The following is a 19,190-nucleotide window of genomic DNA, read 5'->3' as shown; positions in this document are numbered from 1 at the left end:
CTCCTTTTGATCTAAAATAAAATAGGCTAGGATAAGAAAAGGATACCACCCTTTTTCAAGGGATAGTATCCTTTTTTCATATATAGCCTACTATTTGCTGTGAATTCCTAGTTGCCGGCTTTCTTGCGGAGCCGCTCCAGTTCAGCGTCGACGGCGCTGTGCAGTGCCGGGTCAAGACCAGGGGAGACGGCCGCGCCGGAACGTTCGGCCTGCGCCTCCCATTCACTGATTTTATCCTCCATCCGCTCAAAGCCGCGCGAAGCTGCTCCTGCGTGAATGACCGGGGTGTTTGTTCCCGGATATGCGGCGCCGGAAGCGTTGCGGGACGATGCCTTGACGGCTTCCTCCGCTTTGCGGGCGCGTTCCGCCAGCTCGGCCCGTTTGGCCTTCAGGCGCACATGCTCTTCTTTCGCGGCCGCAAGATCCACTTCCAGAGCGGCGAGTGTCTGCCGGGTGCGCTCCAGATTCGCTGCAGCCTCCTCGGCGCTCTCCGTATACTGCAGCTTAGCCAGCACGGCCGTTCTGGCCGCCGCTTCGTTGCCTTCCGACATCGCCTTGACCGCGCCGGACTCGCTGTGCTGTGCCTGCACATGATATTCGGCGATGCGCCGCTCCAGCACATTGGCGGAAGCCTGCAGCTGACGCTGCTTATTCTCGGCGTTCTCGATCTTCTCTTCCAAATCCCGCAAATATTGCCCGGTCAGCAGAACCGGATCCTCCAGCTTATTCAGTCCTTCATGGATAGCCGCTTTGGTCAGCGTAGCAATTCTTTGAAAAATACTTGTATTACTCATAGTCAGTTCTCTCCTTTATCACTCAGTTAGATGGATTAATAGATGCCGTAAGGGTCGTTAAAGCCGTCATACGTTTCTTTCGGTACAATGAGGCTGCCGATAATGTAGAACAGCAGCACCGAGCCGAAGCTGAAGAGTACAGCGGCGACGGCGACAAGCCGGATGATCGAAGCGTCGATGTTCAGCCAGCGGGCCAGTCCTCCGCATAACCCTGTAATCTTCTTGTCTCTTTCCGAACGGTACAATTTTTTCATTTGCATTTCGCATCCTTTCTTCAGGTGTCCTTGTTGTTTCCGTATCTCATGGTTACATTGTATCCCCGTGAGCTGCGCGGCAAAACGGCCTGCGGACGGTTCTTGCATCCCGACCTGAGACGGGGATGACTTCCGTAGAAAGACGGGGATGGCGGCTGCAGCGGCTAACCAGGGAGGTCACGGGGGTGATTTTACACAGGATGTTATCCGGGGTCATTCGGATTTTACAAAAGATATTTATACTGAAAGCATCTCTCTCTTTCCGCCAGACCTGTCTTACGAAGACAACTGTGAGCAAAATATTCTATGAAGGGGGAATGATTAGATGGGGATCCATAAGTATTTCCGCTCGCTCAGCGATCTGGAACGCATTATCCGTTGTCCTGGGCGGTTCAAATTTGAAGAGCACAGCGTTGCAGCGCATTCCTGGAAAGTCGTGCAATATGCCAAGACACTGGCCGATATCGAGGAGCGGCACGGCGCCGTCATCGACTGGAAGAAGCTCTATGAGATTACAAGCAGCCATGACTATGGAGAGATTTTTATCGGCGATATCAAAACCCCGGTGAAGCATTCTTCGCTGCAGCTGCGTTCGCTGATCCAGCAGGTGGAGGAAGGCATGATCGACAATTTCATCAAGGACCACATTCCGGATGAGATGAAGGAGATTTTTTACCACCAACTGAGGGAAGGCAAGGATGATTCGGTGGAAGGGCGTATTCTTGAGGTGGCCGACAAGCTGGATCAGGTATATGAAGCATTCGCCGAACTGCAGAGAGGGAACACAGAGAGGGAATTCGTGGTGATGTACCGGAATGCGCTGGTTAAGATTAAACATATCGATTTGAAATGCGTGGAATATTTCCTGAACGAGATTTTGCCGGATATGGTAAATGAGGAGACCTTGTCTCCGGTGGATATCCGGATGATTACCGAAGAGGCGCTGGCTCTGTAAGAGCTTGGGGCCTCTTCGTATGTTACCGGGAGACGGGCAAGCCTGAAATGTTACATTCAGGAGCGGTAAAGCCATGATACACTAGAGGTAAAAAATTGAAGGATTGGTGCTTATGCGTTTTCTTCATCTGCTTCCCGTCACCAGTATTGTGAGCTGGCTCAGCCTGCTGCTGCTGGCGCTTATTGCTGCAGGCCAGCTTCAGCACGCTGCCGGGAGACGATTGTCCGTCCTTTCCTGGAGAATGACGGTACAGGGGATTCTGGCATCCTTGCTGATGTTTCTGCTGCTTACCTTGCTCCTGCTGCACGGCCTGCGGCCTTGGGACAGCCCGCTGTTGCTGTCTCTAAATCTCGTGCTGATCCTCGCTGCTTTTGCCGCCGGAGTATGGGTGCCGGGGCTGGGAAGCTCTTTCCGACCTGGCTGGATGATCATTCACTTTGTGCTGGGGGCCGGCTTTTTCCTCATGTTCGGAATGATGCTGATGAATCATCTGCTGACTGCTTTCAACCTGAATATGACGGATAACTACGACGTTATTTTCTATGTTTTTGAGCAGGAGCGGGGTGTCGCCTATACCCTGCTGGGACTAATGGCTGTGCTGTTCTTTGTGTTTGGCGGGCTGTATGCCTCTCTGGTATGGAAATTACACGGGGACAAAGGGCAAGCTGATGCTGCCGTAAATATTCATCTGATGAACGGTGAAACGCTGGAAGGACTGCGGCTTAAACGAATCGGCAGCAGGGTTCTGGCAGCAGAAACCAGGGATGAAGACGGGCGCCGGGTGGCCAGTTACCGCATTCCTGTCAATAAGGTGGTCTATATAAAGTCCGCCGAATAATATACATATAACAAGCGATGCTTTAGCGCAGCGCAGGTTTGGCAGGAAAAGAGCAATTATTGTCGAATATACCTCAGGTAGGCAGAGACGTTAGGATCACTCAACAAATGGAGGGCTGCCCGTGAGCTTTTTTGACAAGTTTAAAGCCGGTGTATCCGAGGCCGGGAACAAAGCGAAATCCGTCGTCGAAATCAACCGTCTCAAATTGCAGAATAACGGCAAGCAGAATGAAATCGACAAGCAGTACCAGGCGATGGGCAGGCTGCTGTTCGAGACGACACTGCAGGGCGTGCCGCTGGAAAAAGCGGATTATGCCGTCCACATGGAGCGTGTGCTGGTGCTGCAATCCGAAATTGATGCCAATCTGCAGCAGATCGCCGAACTGGGCGATGCCAAGCAATGCAGAAACTGCGGCACAACCGTCGATTCGGATGCCCGCTTCTGTCCAAACTGCGGGGCGACCTTTGATTCGGCGGCGCAGTTCCGGGAGTAACATGATTTACTGGAGAATGTTATACGTGGCGGACAACAAAAGGCCCCTTTTCAGGGGCTTTTTGCATGATCGCGGTTGGCACGGCGTAATGCACAGTGATTTATTTCGCATAACCGAGAAGTAAAGCATGTGCTATAATGGCTTCGGGCTTACAGTTAAATAATGGAATCTGAGAAAAAGCTACATTACATATCCATAAGGCAGGGATGAAGATGAAGCCGGAATTTTCCGCGATAGGACTGATGATTTCCATTCTGATTTTGCTGCCCAGCATGGTATTCTTTACTCTTTTTCCGCCAAAAGGCGGCCTGGGGGCAGAGCCGTCCGTGCACGCAGTGTTTATCTATCTTGAACGGATCGGACAAATGGCGATTCTGCTGGTGCTGATTTTCTTCACGAAGCAGCATTTCTCCGGCAGGCCGTTCAATGTCTGGGCGGTGCTGATGGCGGCTTGTCTGCTTCTGTATTACATCATCTGGGTCCGCTATATCGCGGGCGGCCAGCATGCAGCGGATTTGACAAGACCGTTCCTGTTTATTCCGATTCCGCTTGCTGTTTTCCCCGTTTGCGCTTTGCTGTGTGCCGCGGCCTGGGGGCATTCGCTTCCGCTTGCACTTGTTGCGGCAGCATTCGCCGTCGGTCATTTGACCGTCAGTTGGGCCAGTGCAGCCGGCGGCTGAGCGGTAAAGCATAAGATGAGAGATTTGCCAGGAGAGGTGCGCGTTGCACGCTCTCTTTTTTTTGCGTGAAAAGCAGGAATGTTACATATATGTGTGAAATATTTAATACTGATATAAATAAAATAAGAAGAGGTGATCACTCTTGAAAACACTGTTATTGACTGATTTGGAACAGGCAGGCGTCTCGCCGGAAAGAGTCCGGCGCATCGGAGATGCGGCGGCGCAAATGGTCCGTGACGGAATAACCCCTGCGCAGGTAGTTTTTGCAGCGAGAAGGGAAACGGTGCTGGTCCACCAGGCCGACGGAACGATGGGGCCAGAACCGGATGCTGCTGCATTGACCGTGGACGCGCTGTTTCCGCTCTGCTCCATAACAAAGCTGTTTACGGCTACGGCATTGATGATGCTGGTAGAGGCGGGTAAGGTGGGACTGAACCGGCCGGTTTGCGATTATATTCCCGAATTTACCGGAGAGGGCAAAACGGCTGTCCGCGTCCATCATCTGCTTACCCATACTTCAGGACTGGATCAGGAAGTCCTCTATAAGCACCGCCAAATGAAGCAGCAGAACGGTGTGGAATGGCCGCCGTGTGCGCCGGACCAGGACCCTGGCAATCACGATTATCTCTGGGGAGGGTACGACGCGCCGCTGGCTTCTCCGCCGGGCACGGTAATGTCTTATTGCGGATACGGCTATGAGCTGCTCGGCGAGATCATCCGGCGGGTCAGCGGACAGGCCTATGAGCAGTTTGTAGACGAAGTCCTATTCAAACCGCTTGATATGAAGGATACCTGCTACCGGGTTCCCCCGGAGATGCGGCACCGTGTGGTCAGACGTTCCCCGGATGCGGCCTGTGCAGAGTGGGTGGAAAGCGAGCATCAGTTGAATTCGGTATCGGCGGGCGGAGGCGCCTATTCCACTGCGCAGGACTTGGCCGTGTTCGGCCAGATGTTCCTGAATGGCGGCATACATAACGGGACACGCATTCTTTCACCAGTGTCCGTAAAGGAAATGACCCGCAACCAGATTCCGGGGGTATCTTCCTCCTACCGGGATGAGGTGTTTCCGGAGGCTTACTGGGGATACGGCTGGGCTATAAACGGCACGAAACGCGACGGCGGAGATCTGTTCTCGGCGGAGGCATACTCCCATTGGGGAGCGGCGGGGCCGTTCCTATGTGTGGATCCGGCGTATGAGACGGTGACCGTTCACCTGTCCGTGGAGCTCGATCATCAGAAGCCTTTCAAAAATATGTATGCCGATTATTTCAATAATATGGTTCTGGCGGCTATTACTGAACTGTAGAGGCAATTTGGTGGAGATTATTAAAAAATGAATTGGTAGACACGGAAATTAATTTGATCCCGGATATCACGGAAAAGAGACTCTTTGCAGAGTCTCTTTTTGGTGCTTTTTTGCATAATTTACAGTTCGAGGCCGTTCTTTTCGACATGGTTCAGAGTAAATTTACAAATAGCTCATTTTCTTTACATAATTAATGTATATCCCATGAATTGTTAAGTATGTTACAAAACATATATAACTAGATTTTTCTGTGATAATTGGTACATGATTTTTTCGAACCCTATGGTATTTTTAACCTGCTTACCTAGAATATGCTTCATATTTACCATGCTTTCTGTTTCCATAAACCTATTTCAGGAGCTGTAATATGTCATATTTTGGAATAATCTCCGTTTCTCGTACAATCCCATTCAATCCACCACCTATTTGCCTGTTCACAGGTGAAGCAGCCTCCTTTTTCAGTAAGGAACTCATTATAACAGTCCTATGTTCAGTCCTATGTAAATCTATGTCTTTTTGTGCAAAATGAATTGCCATTTGCACATCTTGGATGAATATTTAATGCTTAATTAACACAATCAGGAATTGCAGTGGAGGTTTCCTTGTTAAGATTCAATTAATTTCTTATAACAACCATAATAGTCCTATAAGGGAGAGGTATGTGTAATGAATAATACTTCAGACAAGCATGTGGCGATTATAGGGATGGGGTGCAGGTTTCCCGGCGGCTCGAACAGCATCGATCAATTCTGGGAGCTCCTGAGGGCCGGGAAGGATGCCGTGACGGAAGTGCCGGCTGACCGGTGGAGCCTAGAGGAACACTATCACCCCAATAAGCAGGTCAAGGGAAAGAGCCATTCCAAGGCTGGAGGCTTCATTGACTGTTTTGACGAATTTGACGCCAAATTCTTCGGAATCAACGCCCGGGAAGCGGACCAGATGGACCCGCAGCAGCGGCAGATGCTGGAGATTGTATGGGAGGCGCTGGAGGATGCGGGGATCAAGCCCGCCAGTCTGAACGGCTCGAAGACGGGAGTGTTTATCGGCGGTTTTACACTGGATTACAAAATACTGCAGTTTGCCGACAGCAATCAGATCGGCACCCATGCCGCCGTGGGCAGTATGATGACCATGCTCTCGAACCGGATCTCATACATATATAATTTCACCGGACCGTCGATGTCCATCGACACCGCCTGCTCGTCTTCGCTCGTATCGGTTCACGAAGCCTGCCAGAGCCTGCGGAGCGGTGAATGCGGCCTGGCGCTGGCCGGTGGTATAGAGCTGATTTATGCTCCCGAGTATTTCGTTGCGGAATCCAAAGGCGGATTTCTGTCAGTTGACGGGAAATGCAAAACTTTTGATGCTGATGCTAACGGGTACGTACGCGGAGAGGGCGGCGGAATTCTTGTTCTTAAGCCGCTGGAGCAGGCACTGGAGGACGGGGATTACATCTACGCAGTAATCCGGGACAGCCTGGTTAACCAGGATGGCAAAACGAACGGAATTACGGTGCCGAACGGCGATTCACAGCGCTTGCTGCTGGAGGAGGTCTATGCCAGAGCGGGGATAGCGGCTGAAGATGTTCAATATGTTGAACTGCACGGAACAGGGACGGCGCTTGGCGATCCGATCGAAGTCGAAGCGGTGGGGGGATTCTTCGGCGAAGGCCGGACAGAGGACAACCGCTGCATTATCGCCTCGGTGAAACCGAACATCGGACATCTGGAGGCTGCTTCCGGGGTGGCCTCGATAATCAAGGCAGCCTGTACGCTGGACCGGCGGGAGATCGTGCCGCATATCGGAATGAAGACGCTGAACCCGGCCATTGATCTGGCAAGAATGAACCTGAGAATTCCGCTGGCAAGCGAGCCGTGGCCGGAAGAGCACAAGCCTGCGCTGATCGGGGTCAATTCTTTCGGATTCGGCGGGACGAATGCCCATGTCATTCTGCAGGGCGCTAAGAACGATAAAATGTACGACGGCAAGGTTAACGGGGAGCTGCCGCAGATCCTGACCTTATCGGCCAAGTCGGAGCAATCGCTCGGTGCATTGGCCCGGCGGTATGAAGATTATTTGGCGTCTACCGGTGAACGGCTCTCTGATATTTGTTATTCGGCATTGTTCCGGCGGGAAAAGCTGGCGAAATCACTTGCCGTGTCCGGCCGGAGTATTGAAGAATTGCGGCAGGGTCTGGCTGCCTATAATCAGGGCATTGCCTCAGATCATGTGGTCAGCGGCCAGGAGAGCAAGGACAAGCGCCTCGCATTCATATTCACCGGCATGGGGCCGCAATGGTATGCCATGGGCCGTGAGCTGTACCATGACAACAGCGTGTTCCGCAGCACGGTGGAGCGCTGTCATGCTGAATTCGCCAAATATCTGGATTGGTCGCTGCTTAAAGAGTTTCTGATCGATGAGGACAATTCCAGAATGCAGTATACCGAAGTCTCCCAGCCGATGAACTTTACGGTTCAGGTTGCATTGTTCGAGATGTGGCGCAGCATGGGAATTACCCCTGATCTTATTATCGGGCACAGTGTCGGCGAAGTGGCCGCTTTGTATGCGGCGGACGTGTACAGCTTCGAGGAAGCTGTAAGAATCTCGTACTACCGCAGTATGCTGCAGCAAAGGCTGACCGGCAAGGGCGGAATGCTGGCGGTATCGTTGACCCGGCGGGAAGCGGAGGAGCTGATTGCCGGAGATGAAGACCGCGTGTCCATCGCCGCCATCAACAGCAATACAAGCGTGACGCTGTCGGGCGATATGGCTTGTTTGAACGCCATTCACGAGCAGCTTGACCGGGAAGGTATATTCAATAAATTCCTGCGGGTCACTGTGCCGTATCACAGCGTATTCATGAACGAAATCAAGGACGAGCTGCTGGCCGCTCTGGCCGATATTCAGCCGAAGGCAAGTACAATTACGCTCTATACAACAGCGAACGGACAGCTTGCGGAAGGCCCGGAGCTGGACAATGAATATTGGTGGCAGAATGTATCAGGCTCCGTGTATTTCGCCAAAGCGATGGAGCAGATTCTGGCTGCGGGATACGTCAACTTCGTGGAGGTCGGGCCGCATCCTGTACTGGCAAACTCCGTGAAGGAGCTGGCCTTTGAGCTGGATAAGGAGATCTTGATCTCGCCGTCGCTGCGCCGCAGTGAGCCGGAAGCGGCAAGAATGTGCCGGACATTCAGCGAATTGCTCTGTGCAGGAGTGGACATCGGCTGGCAGCAGGTCTACCGGGGAAGCTTCAAGTATGTTAAGCTGCCGCACTATTCCTGGGAGCATGAACGGTTCTGGAAAGAGTCGGCGGAGCATCGGCAGCGGCGTCTCGGGCAGAAGGAGCACCGTTTCCTCGGGTACCGCAAGAACAGCTTTGCCCCTTTATGGGAAGCGGAGATTAACGATTATATTCTTCCGTTCGTCAAGGATCATTGCGTCAACGGCAAGGCGCTGCTGGCCGGAGCGCATTATATTGAGGCTTCTTTCCAAATGATACGCCATTTTTCAAAATTAGCGATTAACGATATTTACGCAGTAAATCATATCCAGTTCAAGAAGGCCCTGTTTCTGGACGAGAACCAGACAGCCCGCGTCCTGATCAGCTACGATCCCGAGCACGGGACCGTTAAGATCGGCAATGCCGAGGGCGACGGCGGCGGTGCGGAGAATTTCCGCGCCCGGTTTGTCCGCGGACAAAGCCGGAGAATAAGCGGACGGGCCGATCTCGAAGCAATAAAGGCTGGCGCCAGAGAGCATCTGCCGAAGGAGGAGTGCTATTCACTGCTCACACGGATGAATTTCAATTACGGGCCGATGTTCCAGGGGTTAAAGGAAGTATGGCTGGGCGACGGGGAAGTGCTGGCCGAGCTGTGCCTGCCCGAAGAGCTGGGCGTTCGGGACGAGGACTGCATTCTGCATCCGGTGCTGCTGGACGCAGCGTTCCAGTCCTTCCTCGTCAACCAGTTCGACGAGCTGAGACAGCACGGGAAGGTGGATATCAAGCTGCCCGATACGATTGATGCAGTCCGTGTATTCGGCAGAGCTGAAGGCAGACTGTATGTGCATTCGTCGGTCAAGCAGCTCAGCGGGGAACTGATTGCCGGAGATATCCGGATCTTGGATGAGTCGGGTTATACCGTTGCTGAGGTGGACAACTTTGTAGCCAGGGCGATGGAACGGAGTGAGGAGCAGGCGGTTCCCGGCGAGAGTGCCTTGAACGAATGGTTCTACGGCATCGGCTGGAAAGCGCAGGAGCCGGCGGAGGACGAGCCACTGCTTACCGCCCGCAGCGATTACCGGGATTGGATTATTCTGTGCGATGAGGCCGGCACAGGCAGGGAAATTGCCGCCAGGCTGACGGCGGAGGGACATAACTGCACGCTGTTCTACGGAGATTACCAGCTTGCGGAAGGCCGCGATGCAGACCGTGTGATTCAAAGCAACAACGAGGCGGATTACCAGAAAATCATCAGCCGGATGGACAAGAACGTGGAGTACGGAGTGCTGCATTTATGGAGCCTCGATATCCGCAGCACGGATGATATGGGAGGCGAAGATATTGAAGCCGCCAAGCCTAAGGCCGTGAACAGCATCCGTTATCTGCTCAATGCGCTGAATGAGCAGGGCTGCAAATACCGGGCCTGGATGGTGACCCGGGGAGCGGTCAGCGTCCTTGCGGACGAGCCTGCGGATGTGCTGCAGGGAGCGGCCATCGGGATGTGCAGAGTGATTAGCCACAGCGAATGCGTCGGAAGCTGGGGAGCAAGCATCGACATGGATGACTATCCGGAGACACTTGATTTACTGGTGCAGGACCTGTCGAACTACAGCCGTGAGGACCAGATCGCATACCGCAGCGGCATCCGTTATGTGGCAAGGCTGGAGCATATCTACGGTCTGGACGGCGGTGTTCCGGTGCAGCTGCACGGGAACAAAATCTATCTCGTGACCGGGGCCATGGGCTCGCTGGGACAGATTACCGTCAGATGGATGGCCGGGAAGGGCGCACGGCATTTCGTGCTGATCGGACGCACACCGTATCCGGATAAGGCCGGAAGGGGGCGGATTGAACCGGGCCACCGGCTGTATGACAGTGTGCAATTTGTCCGAGAACTGGAGCGGGAAGGCTGCACAGTGAGAATGGCCGCACTTGATGTGGCCGATGAAGCGGCCGTCCGGCAGTTGGCGGCAGACCTGCAGGCGGAAGAGGCAATGCCGGTTGGCGGGATCGTCCATATCGCCGGCGTTGTCAGGGACCGGCTGATGATGCAGATGGAGGAGTCTGAGTTCCATGAAGTCTTCGATACGAAGGCCAAAGGGGCATGGACGCTCAGCAAGGTATTCGAAGAAGCCAATCTGGATTTCTTCCTGATGTATTCTTCTACAGGCTCTGTAGTCACTGCGGTCGGGCAGGTGAATTATGCGGCGGGCAATTCGTTCCTGGATACCCTTGCTTATTACCGACGCAGCAAGGGGATGCCCGCGATAAGCCTGGGCTGGGGACCGTGGGGCGTCGGTATGGTGAAGGAGCATAATCTGATCGACCATTACAAGTATCAACGGGGCATGAACCCGATTTATGCCATCGGCGGCATGCAGGCGCTGGAGCGGGTATTCGGCCAGAAGCAGTGCCATGTGGTCATCGGGGAGGCGGACTGGCCGCTGGCGCTGCAGAATTATCCGGGCAAGCCGGCGCTGTATAACCATTTGGCGCTGGAGAGCAAGGACACCGCCAGCGAAGCCCAGGGCGCAGATCTGTTCGCCATGCTGGCGGGAGCTGCGGGCGAGGAAGAGCAGATTAGCATCGTCGAGGATTTCTTTGCCGGCATTATTGCCGAGACGGTGCACGCACAGAAGGAGAGCCTGGACCTGAACGATCCGGTCAGCGCGATCGGCGTCGATTCGATCATTGCGACGGAAATCCGCAACCTGATCAACAAGAACGCCGGCATCAACCTATCGATCGTGGATATTCTGGGCGGTACCAGCATTGCCGGCCTGGCCCGGAAGTATTGGGGCGACATCGCCGCGCTGATCGTCGAAGACTCCGCAGAAGAGCTGGAAGAGCTGCTGCTCCGGCTGGAGAATATGTCGGAGGAAGAGGCGGCCCTGCTGCTCGCCGAATAGAGGGGAAGGAACAAAGCGATGAGAATTTCAGCGGACAGTGAGCTGCGGGACCTGGATATTGCGATCATCGGCATGGATTGCCGGTTTCCCGGAGCGGATAATGTAACAGAATTCTGGAACAATCTGTGCGGCGGAGTGGAGGCGCTGACCTATTTCACGGACGAAGAGCTGCTGGCCGCCGGTGTGCCGGAATCCTTGATTATGCATCCCGATTATGTCAAACAGAGCTTTGTCCTTAAGGATATTGAGCAGTTTGATGCAGGATTCTTCGGAATGACGCCTCGCGAAGCGGCGCTGATGGACCCGCAGCAGCGGCTGCTGCTGGAGAGTGCCTGGCGGCTGCTGGAAAGTGCGGGCTACAACCCCGAGAGCTACGGCGGCAGCATAGGTACTTACGTGGGCTCAGGCACCAGCAAGTATCTGCTGAAGAATATTATGGCGGCCATCGATCTGGATATGACGCCGGAGATCCGGCAGATCTGGATGGGCAACGACGTCAATTTCGCTTCAACGCTTATTTCCTACAAGCTGAATCTGAAGGGGCCGAGCATGAACGTCCAGACGGCCTGCTCGACCTCGCTGACGGCGGTGACCCTGGCCTGTCAGGCGCTGCTGAATTACCAGTGCGATATGGCAATTGCCGGCGGCTGCACGCTGGAAGTCCCGCAGGAAGCCGGATATTTATATCTGCCGGGCGAGGTGCTGTCGCAGGACGGGCATTGCCGCCCGTTCGACAAGAACGGCACCGGCACGCTTGCAGGTAGCGGAGCAGGCCTGGTTCTGCTGAAAAGGCTGGAGGATGCCGTGGCCGACAGAGACCACATTGTCGCCGTAATCAAGGGCACGGCCTTTAATAACGACGGGGCGGATAAGGTCGGCTATTCTGCACCGAGCGTAAAGGGTGAGCGCAACGCAATCAAAAGCGCACAGGTGCTCAGCGAAATCGATGAAGAGACGATCACCTATATCGAGGCTCATGGAACAGCGACGCCGATGGGCGACCCGATAGAGGTGCAGGCGCTCAGTGAAGCATTCCGCGAAGCAACCGATAAGACCGGATTCTGCGCACTGGGCGCAGTGAAAGCCAACATCGGGCATCTTGACGCCGCCGCCGGAGCCGCCGGCCTGATTAAGACGGCGCTGATGCTGAAGCACAAGAAGCTTGTGCCATCGGTTAATTTCAATGAGATCAATCCCAATATTGAGCTTGGAACCTCGCCCTTTTATATGAATACCGAACTGGCCGACTGGGAGCCGGACTGCGGGGTAAGACGGGCGGGCGTCAGCTCCTTCGGCATCGGCGGTACCAATGTGCATGCGGTTCTGGAGGAAGCGATTGAAACCCGGGAGCCGGAAAGCGGGGAGGATTACCATCTGCTGGTGCTGTCGGCCCGGAGCCGGGCGGCTTACGGACAGAAGGCAAGCGAGTTGCTGCAGCATCTGCGCAACCATGAAGCAGAGGATTTCCGCAATGTGCTGTACACGCTGAACAGCGGCCGCAAACGCTTCTCTTACCGCGGAGGGCTGATCTGCGCCAGCAGGGAAGAGCTGATTGCAAAGCTGGAGCAGGGACTGGCCGGCATCCGGTGCGATAAAGAGAATGTGAAGGACACGGTCTTCCTGTTCCCCGGCCAAGGGAGTCAATATCCGGGCATGGCCAAGCAGCTTTACCGGACAAAATCCGTGTTCCGCCGGGAGATGGACGCCTGCTTCGCTATACTCAAGCAGCGGTTCGGTTATGACTTGCGGGAGATTCTGTTCGCCGATCCGGAAATTGCCGCCAGCAGAGAGCGTCTGGAGGAGACGCAGCATACCCAAATTGCTGTGTTTGTAGTGGAATATTGCCTGGGGAAACAGCTCATGCACTGGGGGATTACCCCCAAGGCTATGCTTGGACACAGCATAGGGGAATATACGGCAGCTTGTCTGGCCGGCGTCTTCACGCTGGAGGATGCGCTCAAGGTTGTGCTGCAGCGCGGCCGGATCATCCAGTCCTTGCCAAAGGGCGATATGCTCTATGTGAATATGACGGAGCAAGAGGCAATGGCCTATGTCAGCGGTAAGGTTTCGCTTGCCCTGGTCAATGCGGAGCGGCGGGTCGTTCTGGCCGGGGAGCGTGAAGCGCTGCAGAGCGTGATGGAGCAGATGCAGGAGCACACGGATTGCCGGATTCTGCATACCTCGCACGCTTTTCATTCCTATATGATGCGGGATGCCGTAGAAGCGTTGGCTGCCGTGCTGCGGACGGTACGCCTCCAGCCGGCTGCGCTGCCGGTCATGTCGAATGTGACCGGAGACTGGCTCCGGCCGGAGGAAGCGACCGATGTGAATTACTGGATACGCCATATGACCGGTACGGTCCGGTTCAAGGATGCCGCCGTCCAGTTGGCCCGGCAGGAGTACAAGCACTATATCGAGGTAGGCCCCGGCAAGACCCTATCGGTATTTATGCAGGATAACCTGCAGGGCTTCGGGGATTACGCTCTGTATCAGGTCCTGCGCGATGTGAATCATCCGGCCGACGACAACAGGTTTCTGCTGGAGTTCGTACAGAAAGCCTGGGTGAACGGGCTTACGGTCAACTGGCCGAATTATTACGGCGATGAGGTTCTGTTCAGAGTGCCGCTGCCGACGTATCCCTTTGAGAAGCAGCGCCACTGGATTATGCCGGGCAAGAAGCGGGCGGTGGAAGAGGAGATCCGGCTGGACAGCGGCTTCGTGACAGAGGACGGGGATGTAATGGAGCCGCTTAACAACCGCCCGGAATTATCGGTAAGCTACGCACCGCCTACCCATGCCATTGAAGAGAGCATTGCGGAGCTGCTGCAGGAAATAATGGGGATTGCGCCGATCGGCATCAACGACAATTTCTTCGAGCTCGGCGGGCATTCGCTGCTGATTACCCAGGTCATTCTTAGAATCAAGGAGCTGTACGGCACGGAACTGCAGCTGCAGCAGTTTATGGAAGCGCCGACCGTGAAGGATGTGTCCGAGCTCGTGCTCGAAGCGTTGTCGGCCAGTCTGGACCTGAGCATGATTGCGGAATGATTTATGGAAGGATTACCAAAATGTATGCATATCGAGGTGTGCTGTCATGCGTGACCAAGAGAAGGAGCTGACCACCCGGGTCAATGCCCTGTCGGAATCCAAGAGGCTGCTGCTGGACAATCTGCTGAAGGCGCGGCAGGAGCAGAAAAGAACGGTGATTATGCAGGAAAAGGGGCTGGCCGGTGTCCGGAAAAGAGCTGCAGAATTAACTGCCCTGCCCTGCACGTTCATGCAGAAGAAATTCTGGTACGTGGAGCAGCTCTACGACCAGTCTACCGCCTACAACCTTTCAGGTTATGTGCATTTTCACGGCAGGCTGCAACCGGAGCTGCTGAAGACCGCCTTTAAGGAGCTGATTCTCCGCCATGAAGCACTCCAATCCAGATTCACGGAGGTACAGGGAGCGCTGCAGGCGGAATTGACCGGCGGCTTTGGCGAGGATACCTTCACTCTCTATGATTGTGAGACTGCCGGCTTGCCCCGGTCCGCAGGAGGTCTCAAAGCGTTCATGGCCGAAGAAGGGCTTCGCCCGTTCCGGCTCTCCGAGGGACGGCTGATCCGGCTGATTGTGTACAGACTCGGAGACGGCGAGTGGATCGGACAGATCGTCTGGCATCATATGGTGTCGGACGGGTATTCCAGCGGCATTCTGATCAAGGAGCTGCTGGAGGCCTATGGCAATCTGGCGGCAGGGCGTACCGGGACGGCGGCGGAACCGGAATTGCAGTATTACGATTATGCGGTGCATATGGAGCAGCGGATTGCGGGCGGCGGCTTCGACCATGAGCTGCAATTCTGGACTAAGCATCTGGAAGGCAGCACATTGAACTGTACGATTCCTGCCGATCACCCTTCAGGAACAGGGACGGAGTACCGCGGCGACCGTGTGGAGTTCGGCGTGGACCGGAAGATGAAGCGCAGGCTGGAGGACGTGGCGAAGAAGCGCGGTGTTACACCCTTCGTTCTGTACCTGAGCGCGCTCAAAATCATGCTGCACAAATATGTACGCCAGGACGATATCATCGTCGGGGTGCCTGTAGCCGGAAGAAACGAAGCGCAGTGGGAGCGGATTGTAGGCTGCTTTTTGAATATGCTGCCGGTGCGCAGCCGCTTGGGCGGTGAAGACACTTTGTTTCAGTACATACAATCGGAGCAGTCCCATGTACTGGCGGCGCTGGAACACCAGAATATTCCGTTCGACCGGATCGTCGAGGAGCTGGCGGTAGAACGGGATCTTCATTCGACGCCGGTCTACCAGGTGGTGTTCAGCTATGAGAACGATGCGCTGAAGGATATTGCGCTGCCGGGCTTTGCGATTGAGTTTGCTGAGCTGGACCTGAAGACCGCCAAGGTGGATCTGGCGCTGGAGGTCAACGATACGGCTGCAGGGCTGAGCGCTTGGCTGGAATATAAATCCGGCAAGTACTCGCGCAGCCGGATCGAAGCACTCAGGGACTACTATCTGCAGATTCTTGGGGTGATCGCAGAGGATGCTGATCTGCCGGTCGGGGCGGTGGAAATGATTACGCCCGCCGAGAAGGAGCAAATTCTGCACCGGTTCAACTCTCCTGTGCAGAATTACCGGCCGGAGACGATCAAGCGCCTGTTCGAAGCCCAGGCGTCAAGCCGCAGCGAAGAGCTTGCTGCTGTATGCGGGGAAGAGGGTATTACCTATGGGGAGCTAAACCGCAGAAGCAACCGGCTGGCCCACCATTTAAGCAGGCTCGGGGTCGGACCCGAGACCGTGGTCGGCGTTGTACTGGATAAATCCATCGAGGCACTGATCGCGATACTCGGCGTCAGCAAAGCGGGGGGCGCATTTATGCCGGTGGATACAAGCTATCCGCGGGAACGCATCCAGTACATGTTCTCCGACAGCGGCGCTGTGCTTGCGGTAACGTCGGGGCAAAACCCGGCGCTGGACCCGGTCCGGTCCGTGGACATTAACGACCCGGCACTCTCGGCGGAGTCAGACGCCGATCCGGAGGACAGCGCCATGCCGGACAACCTGGCCTACCTGATCTATACATCGGGGACGACGGGTCAGCCGAAGGGGGTCATGGTAGAGCATACCGGCATCGTGAATCTGCGGGATTATTTTGTACAGCAATATGGGATTACAACCGGGGATGTGGTGCTCCAGTTCGCCAATCTGGTATTTGACGCCTCGGTATGGGAACTGGTCATGGGACTGCTGACAGGAGCCCGGCTCTGTATCGTAACCAAGGAGACGGTGCTTGATCCGGACCTGTTCGAGCGCGAATTGCGGAAGCATGGGGTAACAGTGGCCACACTGCCTCCGCCGTACTGGAATGAGGTTGCGGGCCGGAAGCTGGGGCTCAGGCTGCTGATTACGGCGGGATCGGAAGCAGGCACCGCTATGGTGGAGCGACTGGAGGAATCCCTGACTTACTATAATGCCTACGGTCCATCGGAGACTACGGTCTGTGCAACCGACTGGTTCTATGACCGGAGTGCAGCCATTCCGGACAAAATTCCGATCGGCAGACCGATTCCGGGCACACAGATTTACATTATGCATGACGGCACCTTATGCGGCAAAGGAATGATCGGCGAATTGTGTGTGGCCGGCGTAGGCCTGGCGCGGGGATACAGGAACCGGCCGGAGCTGTCGGCAGAGAAATTTACCGCGAACCCGTTCGGACCGGGCAAGCTGTATCGCACAGGCGATTATGCCTGCTGGCAGGAGGATGGAAGCATTGCTTATATCGGCAGAATCGACAGCCAGGTCAAAATCCGGGGACATCGGATTGAGCTTGGTGAGATTGAAAGTATGCTGGTTTCCTATAACAAAGTAAATCAGGCGGTTGTTCTGGCACATACGGACTCCAGCGGCAATGCAGCGCTGGCGGCCTACCTGGTGACGGACGGAGAAGTGACCCTCCAGGAGCTCAGGGCTTATCTAAGCGAAACGCTGCCGGCCTATATGATTCCGGCAAGCTATTATTCCGTTGATGCCATTCCGCTTAATCTGAGCGGGAAGACCGATGCTGCCAGGCTGACGGCCTGTGCCCGGAAGCTTGCGCCGGGCAGCGGGTATGTTGCGCCGTCGACCGGCAAGGAAATCAAGCTGGCGCGGATCTGGAGCGAACTGCTGGGAGTGGAGAAGGTCAGCGTGACGGCACCCTTTTTCGAAATTGGCGGGGACTCGATCATCAGTATGCAGGTTATAGCCAGAGCCGCAGAGGAAGGGCTCAAGATTGAGCTTAAATCCTTCTATGAGGATAAAAGCATTGCGCGGATGGCCTTGCATGCCACCGAAACCGGGGTTCAGGAATCCGAGCAGGGAGAGATTACGGGCGTATATGCACTTACGCCGATTCAGCGGTGGTTCTTCGGCAACGGCTTCGCGGAGCAGAACCACTGGAACCAGTCCGTCTGTCTGGAGCTTCAGGAGCCTTGCGATCCGGCGGTATTGGACGCCGCGTTAAACGAAGTCTGCCGGCAGCATGATGTGCTGCGGACCCGGGTGCATACCGGCGGGAACGGCGAACCGGAAGCCGAAATGCTGCCGTTTGCCGCCACGCGGCGGCTTATGACAGCGGTGTTGCCGGAAGACCCGGCAGGGGAGCGGTTCCGGCAGGCGGTTACCAGCCTGCAGCAGTCGCTGAGCCTCGAAACGGGGGAGGTATTCAAGGGCCTGCTTGTGCAGGCCCCGGGACGGGACGGACGGCTGGTGCTGAGCGCACATCATCTCGTGTGCGATGCGGTATCCTTCCGCCTAATCATTGAGGATGTATTTAACTTTTACCGGGCGCTGCTGGCGGGGGAAGCGGTGAAGCCGCCGCGCAAAACCACTTCCTTCGCCGCCTGGAGCACCGCAGCCGCAGCCTATGGCGGAAGCTATGCAGCGGCGGCGAAGACGAAGGAATGGGGCCGGGACTACCCGGCTGTGGCCCGGGCGGTGCTGAGTGCCTCCGGACAGTCTAACTTCGAGGCGCAGGCGGCGGCAGCGGTATTCAGTCTGTCCGCTGAAGATACCTCCAGGCTGCTTCAGGAGGTGCCGAAGGCCTTTAGCATTAAGCCCGATGAGCTGATGACCGCCGTACTGGCTGTGCATCTCCGCAGGCGGAGCGGCGGGGGAGAGGTTATTTTTACGGAAAGCCATGGACGGGATCTGCTAAGTGAACAGGTCGATCTGTCGCGGACTGTCGGATGGTTCACTGAATGGTACCCGGCTGTTGTACCGGAGAGGTTGCCGCCGGATTTGGGGTCAGCGCTCAAACGGGTCAAGGATGCTCTGGCGGACGCCCGGAAGCGCAAGTTCGAATATTTGCTCGGCGATTATCCCGCAGGTACGGTTCCGGTAATCTTCAATTATATGGGCGTGCTTGACAATGACCGGATGAGCGGCGCCGGCTTCCGGATGCTCAGCGGGGAAGAGCTGCAGCCCCGGGGAGCGGGCAATGCAAGAGTCGGTCTTCTGGAGATCAATGCTTATGTGCTGGAGAACAAGCTGACCCTGGAATGGGCGTATAACCGGGAGCTGCAATCCGCAGCTGAAGCTGTCCGGGAGACCGGCGATTATGGGCGGATATTGCTTGAAGCCATTGATTATTGCCTGAAATCAGGGGACGACGGCCTTTCCGCCGCCGATTTCTCCGCCGTCGATGTCGATATGGAAGACCTGGATTTGATTTTGGCGAAGTTCAACTGAGGGCCGGAGGGA

Annotated in this window: 10 protein-coding genes; 8 read left to right on the top strand and 2 right to left on the bottom strand. The window is 55.4% G+C overall.

What is annotated here, in order from left to right; all coding sequences use genetic code 11:
• Positions 1–107 precede the first annotated feature (107 nt).
• Together F1381_RS00345 and F1381_RS00340 are read right to left on the bottom strand one after the other, a co-directional pair.
• Positions 108–794, bottom strand: coding sequence for a PspA/IM30 family protein (locus tag F1381_RS00345; RefSeq protein ID WP_151732848.1), 687 nt, complete (start codon positions 792–794; stop codon positions 108–110).
• Between the two features lie 35 nt (positions 795–829).
• Complete coding sequence (locus tag F1381_RS00340; RefSeq protein ID WP_151732847.1) at positions 830–1,048, bottom strand: PspC domain-containing protein; 219 nt, start codon at positions 1,046–1,048, stop codon at positions 830–832.
• A 325-nt stretch (positions 1,049–1,373) separates the two neighbouring features.
• Between F1381_RS00340 and F1381_RS00335 the strand changes: the two genes are divergently transcribed.
• From F1381_RS00335 to F1381_RS00300, 8 genes are all read left to right on the top strand, one after another.
• Positions 1,374–2,003 carry a YfbR-like 5'-deoxynucleotidase gene (locus F1381_RS00335; RefSeq protein ID WP_151732846.1) on the top strand — a complete coding sequence of 210 codons (630 nt, stop codon included), beginning with the start codon at positions 1,374–1,376 and terminating at the stop codon, positions 2,001–2,003.
• A 112-nt stretch (positions 2,004–2,115) separates the two neighbouring features.
• On the top strand, positions 2,116–2,841 hold the full coding sequence (locus F1381_RS00330) for a hypothetical protein (protein ID WP_151732845.1): 726 nt from the start codon (positions 2,116–2,118) through the stop codon (positions 2,839–2,841).
• A 121-nt stretch (positions 2,842–2,962) separates the two neighbouring features.
• On the top strand, positions 2,963–3,334 hold the full coding sequence (locus F1381_RS00325) for a zinc ribbon domain-containing protein (RefSeq protein WP_151732844.1): 372 nt from the start codon (positions 2,963–2,965) through the stop codon (positions 3,332–3,334).
• Between the two features lie 212 nt (positions 3,335–3,546).
• Positions 3,547–4,014, top strand: a complete 468-nt coding sequence (locus F1381_RS00320; RefSeq protein WP_151732843.1) for a hypothetical protein — start codon at positions 3,547–3,549, stop codon at positions 4,012–4,014.
• Positions 4,015–4,156: 142 nt separating this feature from the next.
• Positions 4,157–5,320 (top strand): serine hydrolase domain-containing protein, encoded by a 1,164-nt coding sequence (locus F1381_RS00315; protein WP_151732842.1) that lies wholly within the window; start codon positions 4,157–4,159, stop codon positions 5,318–5,320.
• 666 nt (positions 5,321–5,986) lie between these two features.
• Complete coding sequence (locus tag F1381_RS00310) at positions 5,987–11,452, top strand: type I polyketide synthase (protein ID WP_151732841.1); 5,466 nt, start codon at positions 5,987–5,989, stop codon at positions 11,450–11,452.
• An 18-nt stretch (positions 11,453–11,470) separates the two neighbouring features.
• The gene (locus F1381_RS00305; protein ID WP_151732840.1) at positions 11,471–14,500 is read left to right on the top strand and encodes a type I polyketide synthase; all 3,030 of its coding nucleotides are present in this window, start codon (positions 11,471–11,473) and stop codon (positions 14,498–14,500) included.
• 46 nt (positions 14,501–14,546) lie between these two features.
• The gene (locus tag F1381_RS00300; protein WP_151732839.1) at positions 14,547–19,178 is read left to right on the top strand and encodes a non-ribosomal peptide synthetase; all 4,632 of its coding nucleotides are present in this window, start codon (positions 14,547–14,549) and stop codon (positions 19,176–19,178) included.
• Positions 19,179–19,190 lie beyond the last annotated feature (12 nt).

This window comes from Paenibacillus tengchongensis, from assembly GCF_008973665.1.
GTDB lineage: Bacteria > Bacillota > Bacilli > Paenibacillales > Paenibacillaceae > Paenibacillus_AQ > Paenibacillus_AQ tengchongensis.
Note: the sequence above shows the minus strand (reverse complement) of the source record. Positions and strands in the feature narration are given on the sequence as shown.

What these genes read in the sequence shown, in the direction of transcription:
- F1381_RS00345 (WP_151732848.1), bottom strand. Translation starts at nt 794, where the DNA reads ATGAGTAATACAAGTATTTTTCAAAGAATTGCTACGCTGACCAAAGCG.
- F1381_RS00340 (WP_151732847.1), bottom strand. Translation starts at nt 1,048, where the DNA reads ATGAAAAAATTGTACCGTTCGGAAAGAGACAAGAAGATTACAGGGTTA.
- F1381_RS00335 (WP_151732846.1), top strand. Translation starts at nt 1,374, where the DNA reads ATGGGGATCCATAAGTATTTCCGCTCGCTCAGCGATCTGGAACGCATT.
- F1381_RS00330 (WP_151732845.1), top strand. Translation starts at nt 2,116, where the DNA reads ATGCGTTTTCTTCATCTGCTTCCCGTCACCAGTATTGTGAGCTGGCTC.
- F1381_RS00320 (WP_151732843.1), top strand. Translation starts at nt 3,547, where the DNA reads ATGAAGCCGGAATTTTCCGCGATAGGACTGATGATTTCCATTCTGATT.
- F1381_RS00310 (WP_151732841.1), top strand. Translation starts at nt 5,987, where the DNA reads ATGAATAATACTTCAGACAAGCATGTGGCGATTATAGGGATGGGGTGC.
- F1381_RS00305 (WP_151732840.1), top strand. Translation starts at nt 11,471, where the DNA reads ATGAGAATTTCAGCGGACAGTGAGCTGCGGGACCTGGATATTGCGATC.
- F1381_RS00300 (WP_151732839.1), top strand. Translation starts at nt 14,547, where the DNA reads ATGCGTGACCAAGAGAAGGAGCTGACCACCCGGGTCAATGCCCTGTCG.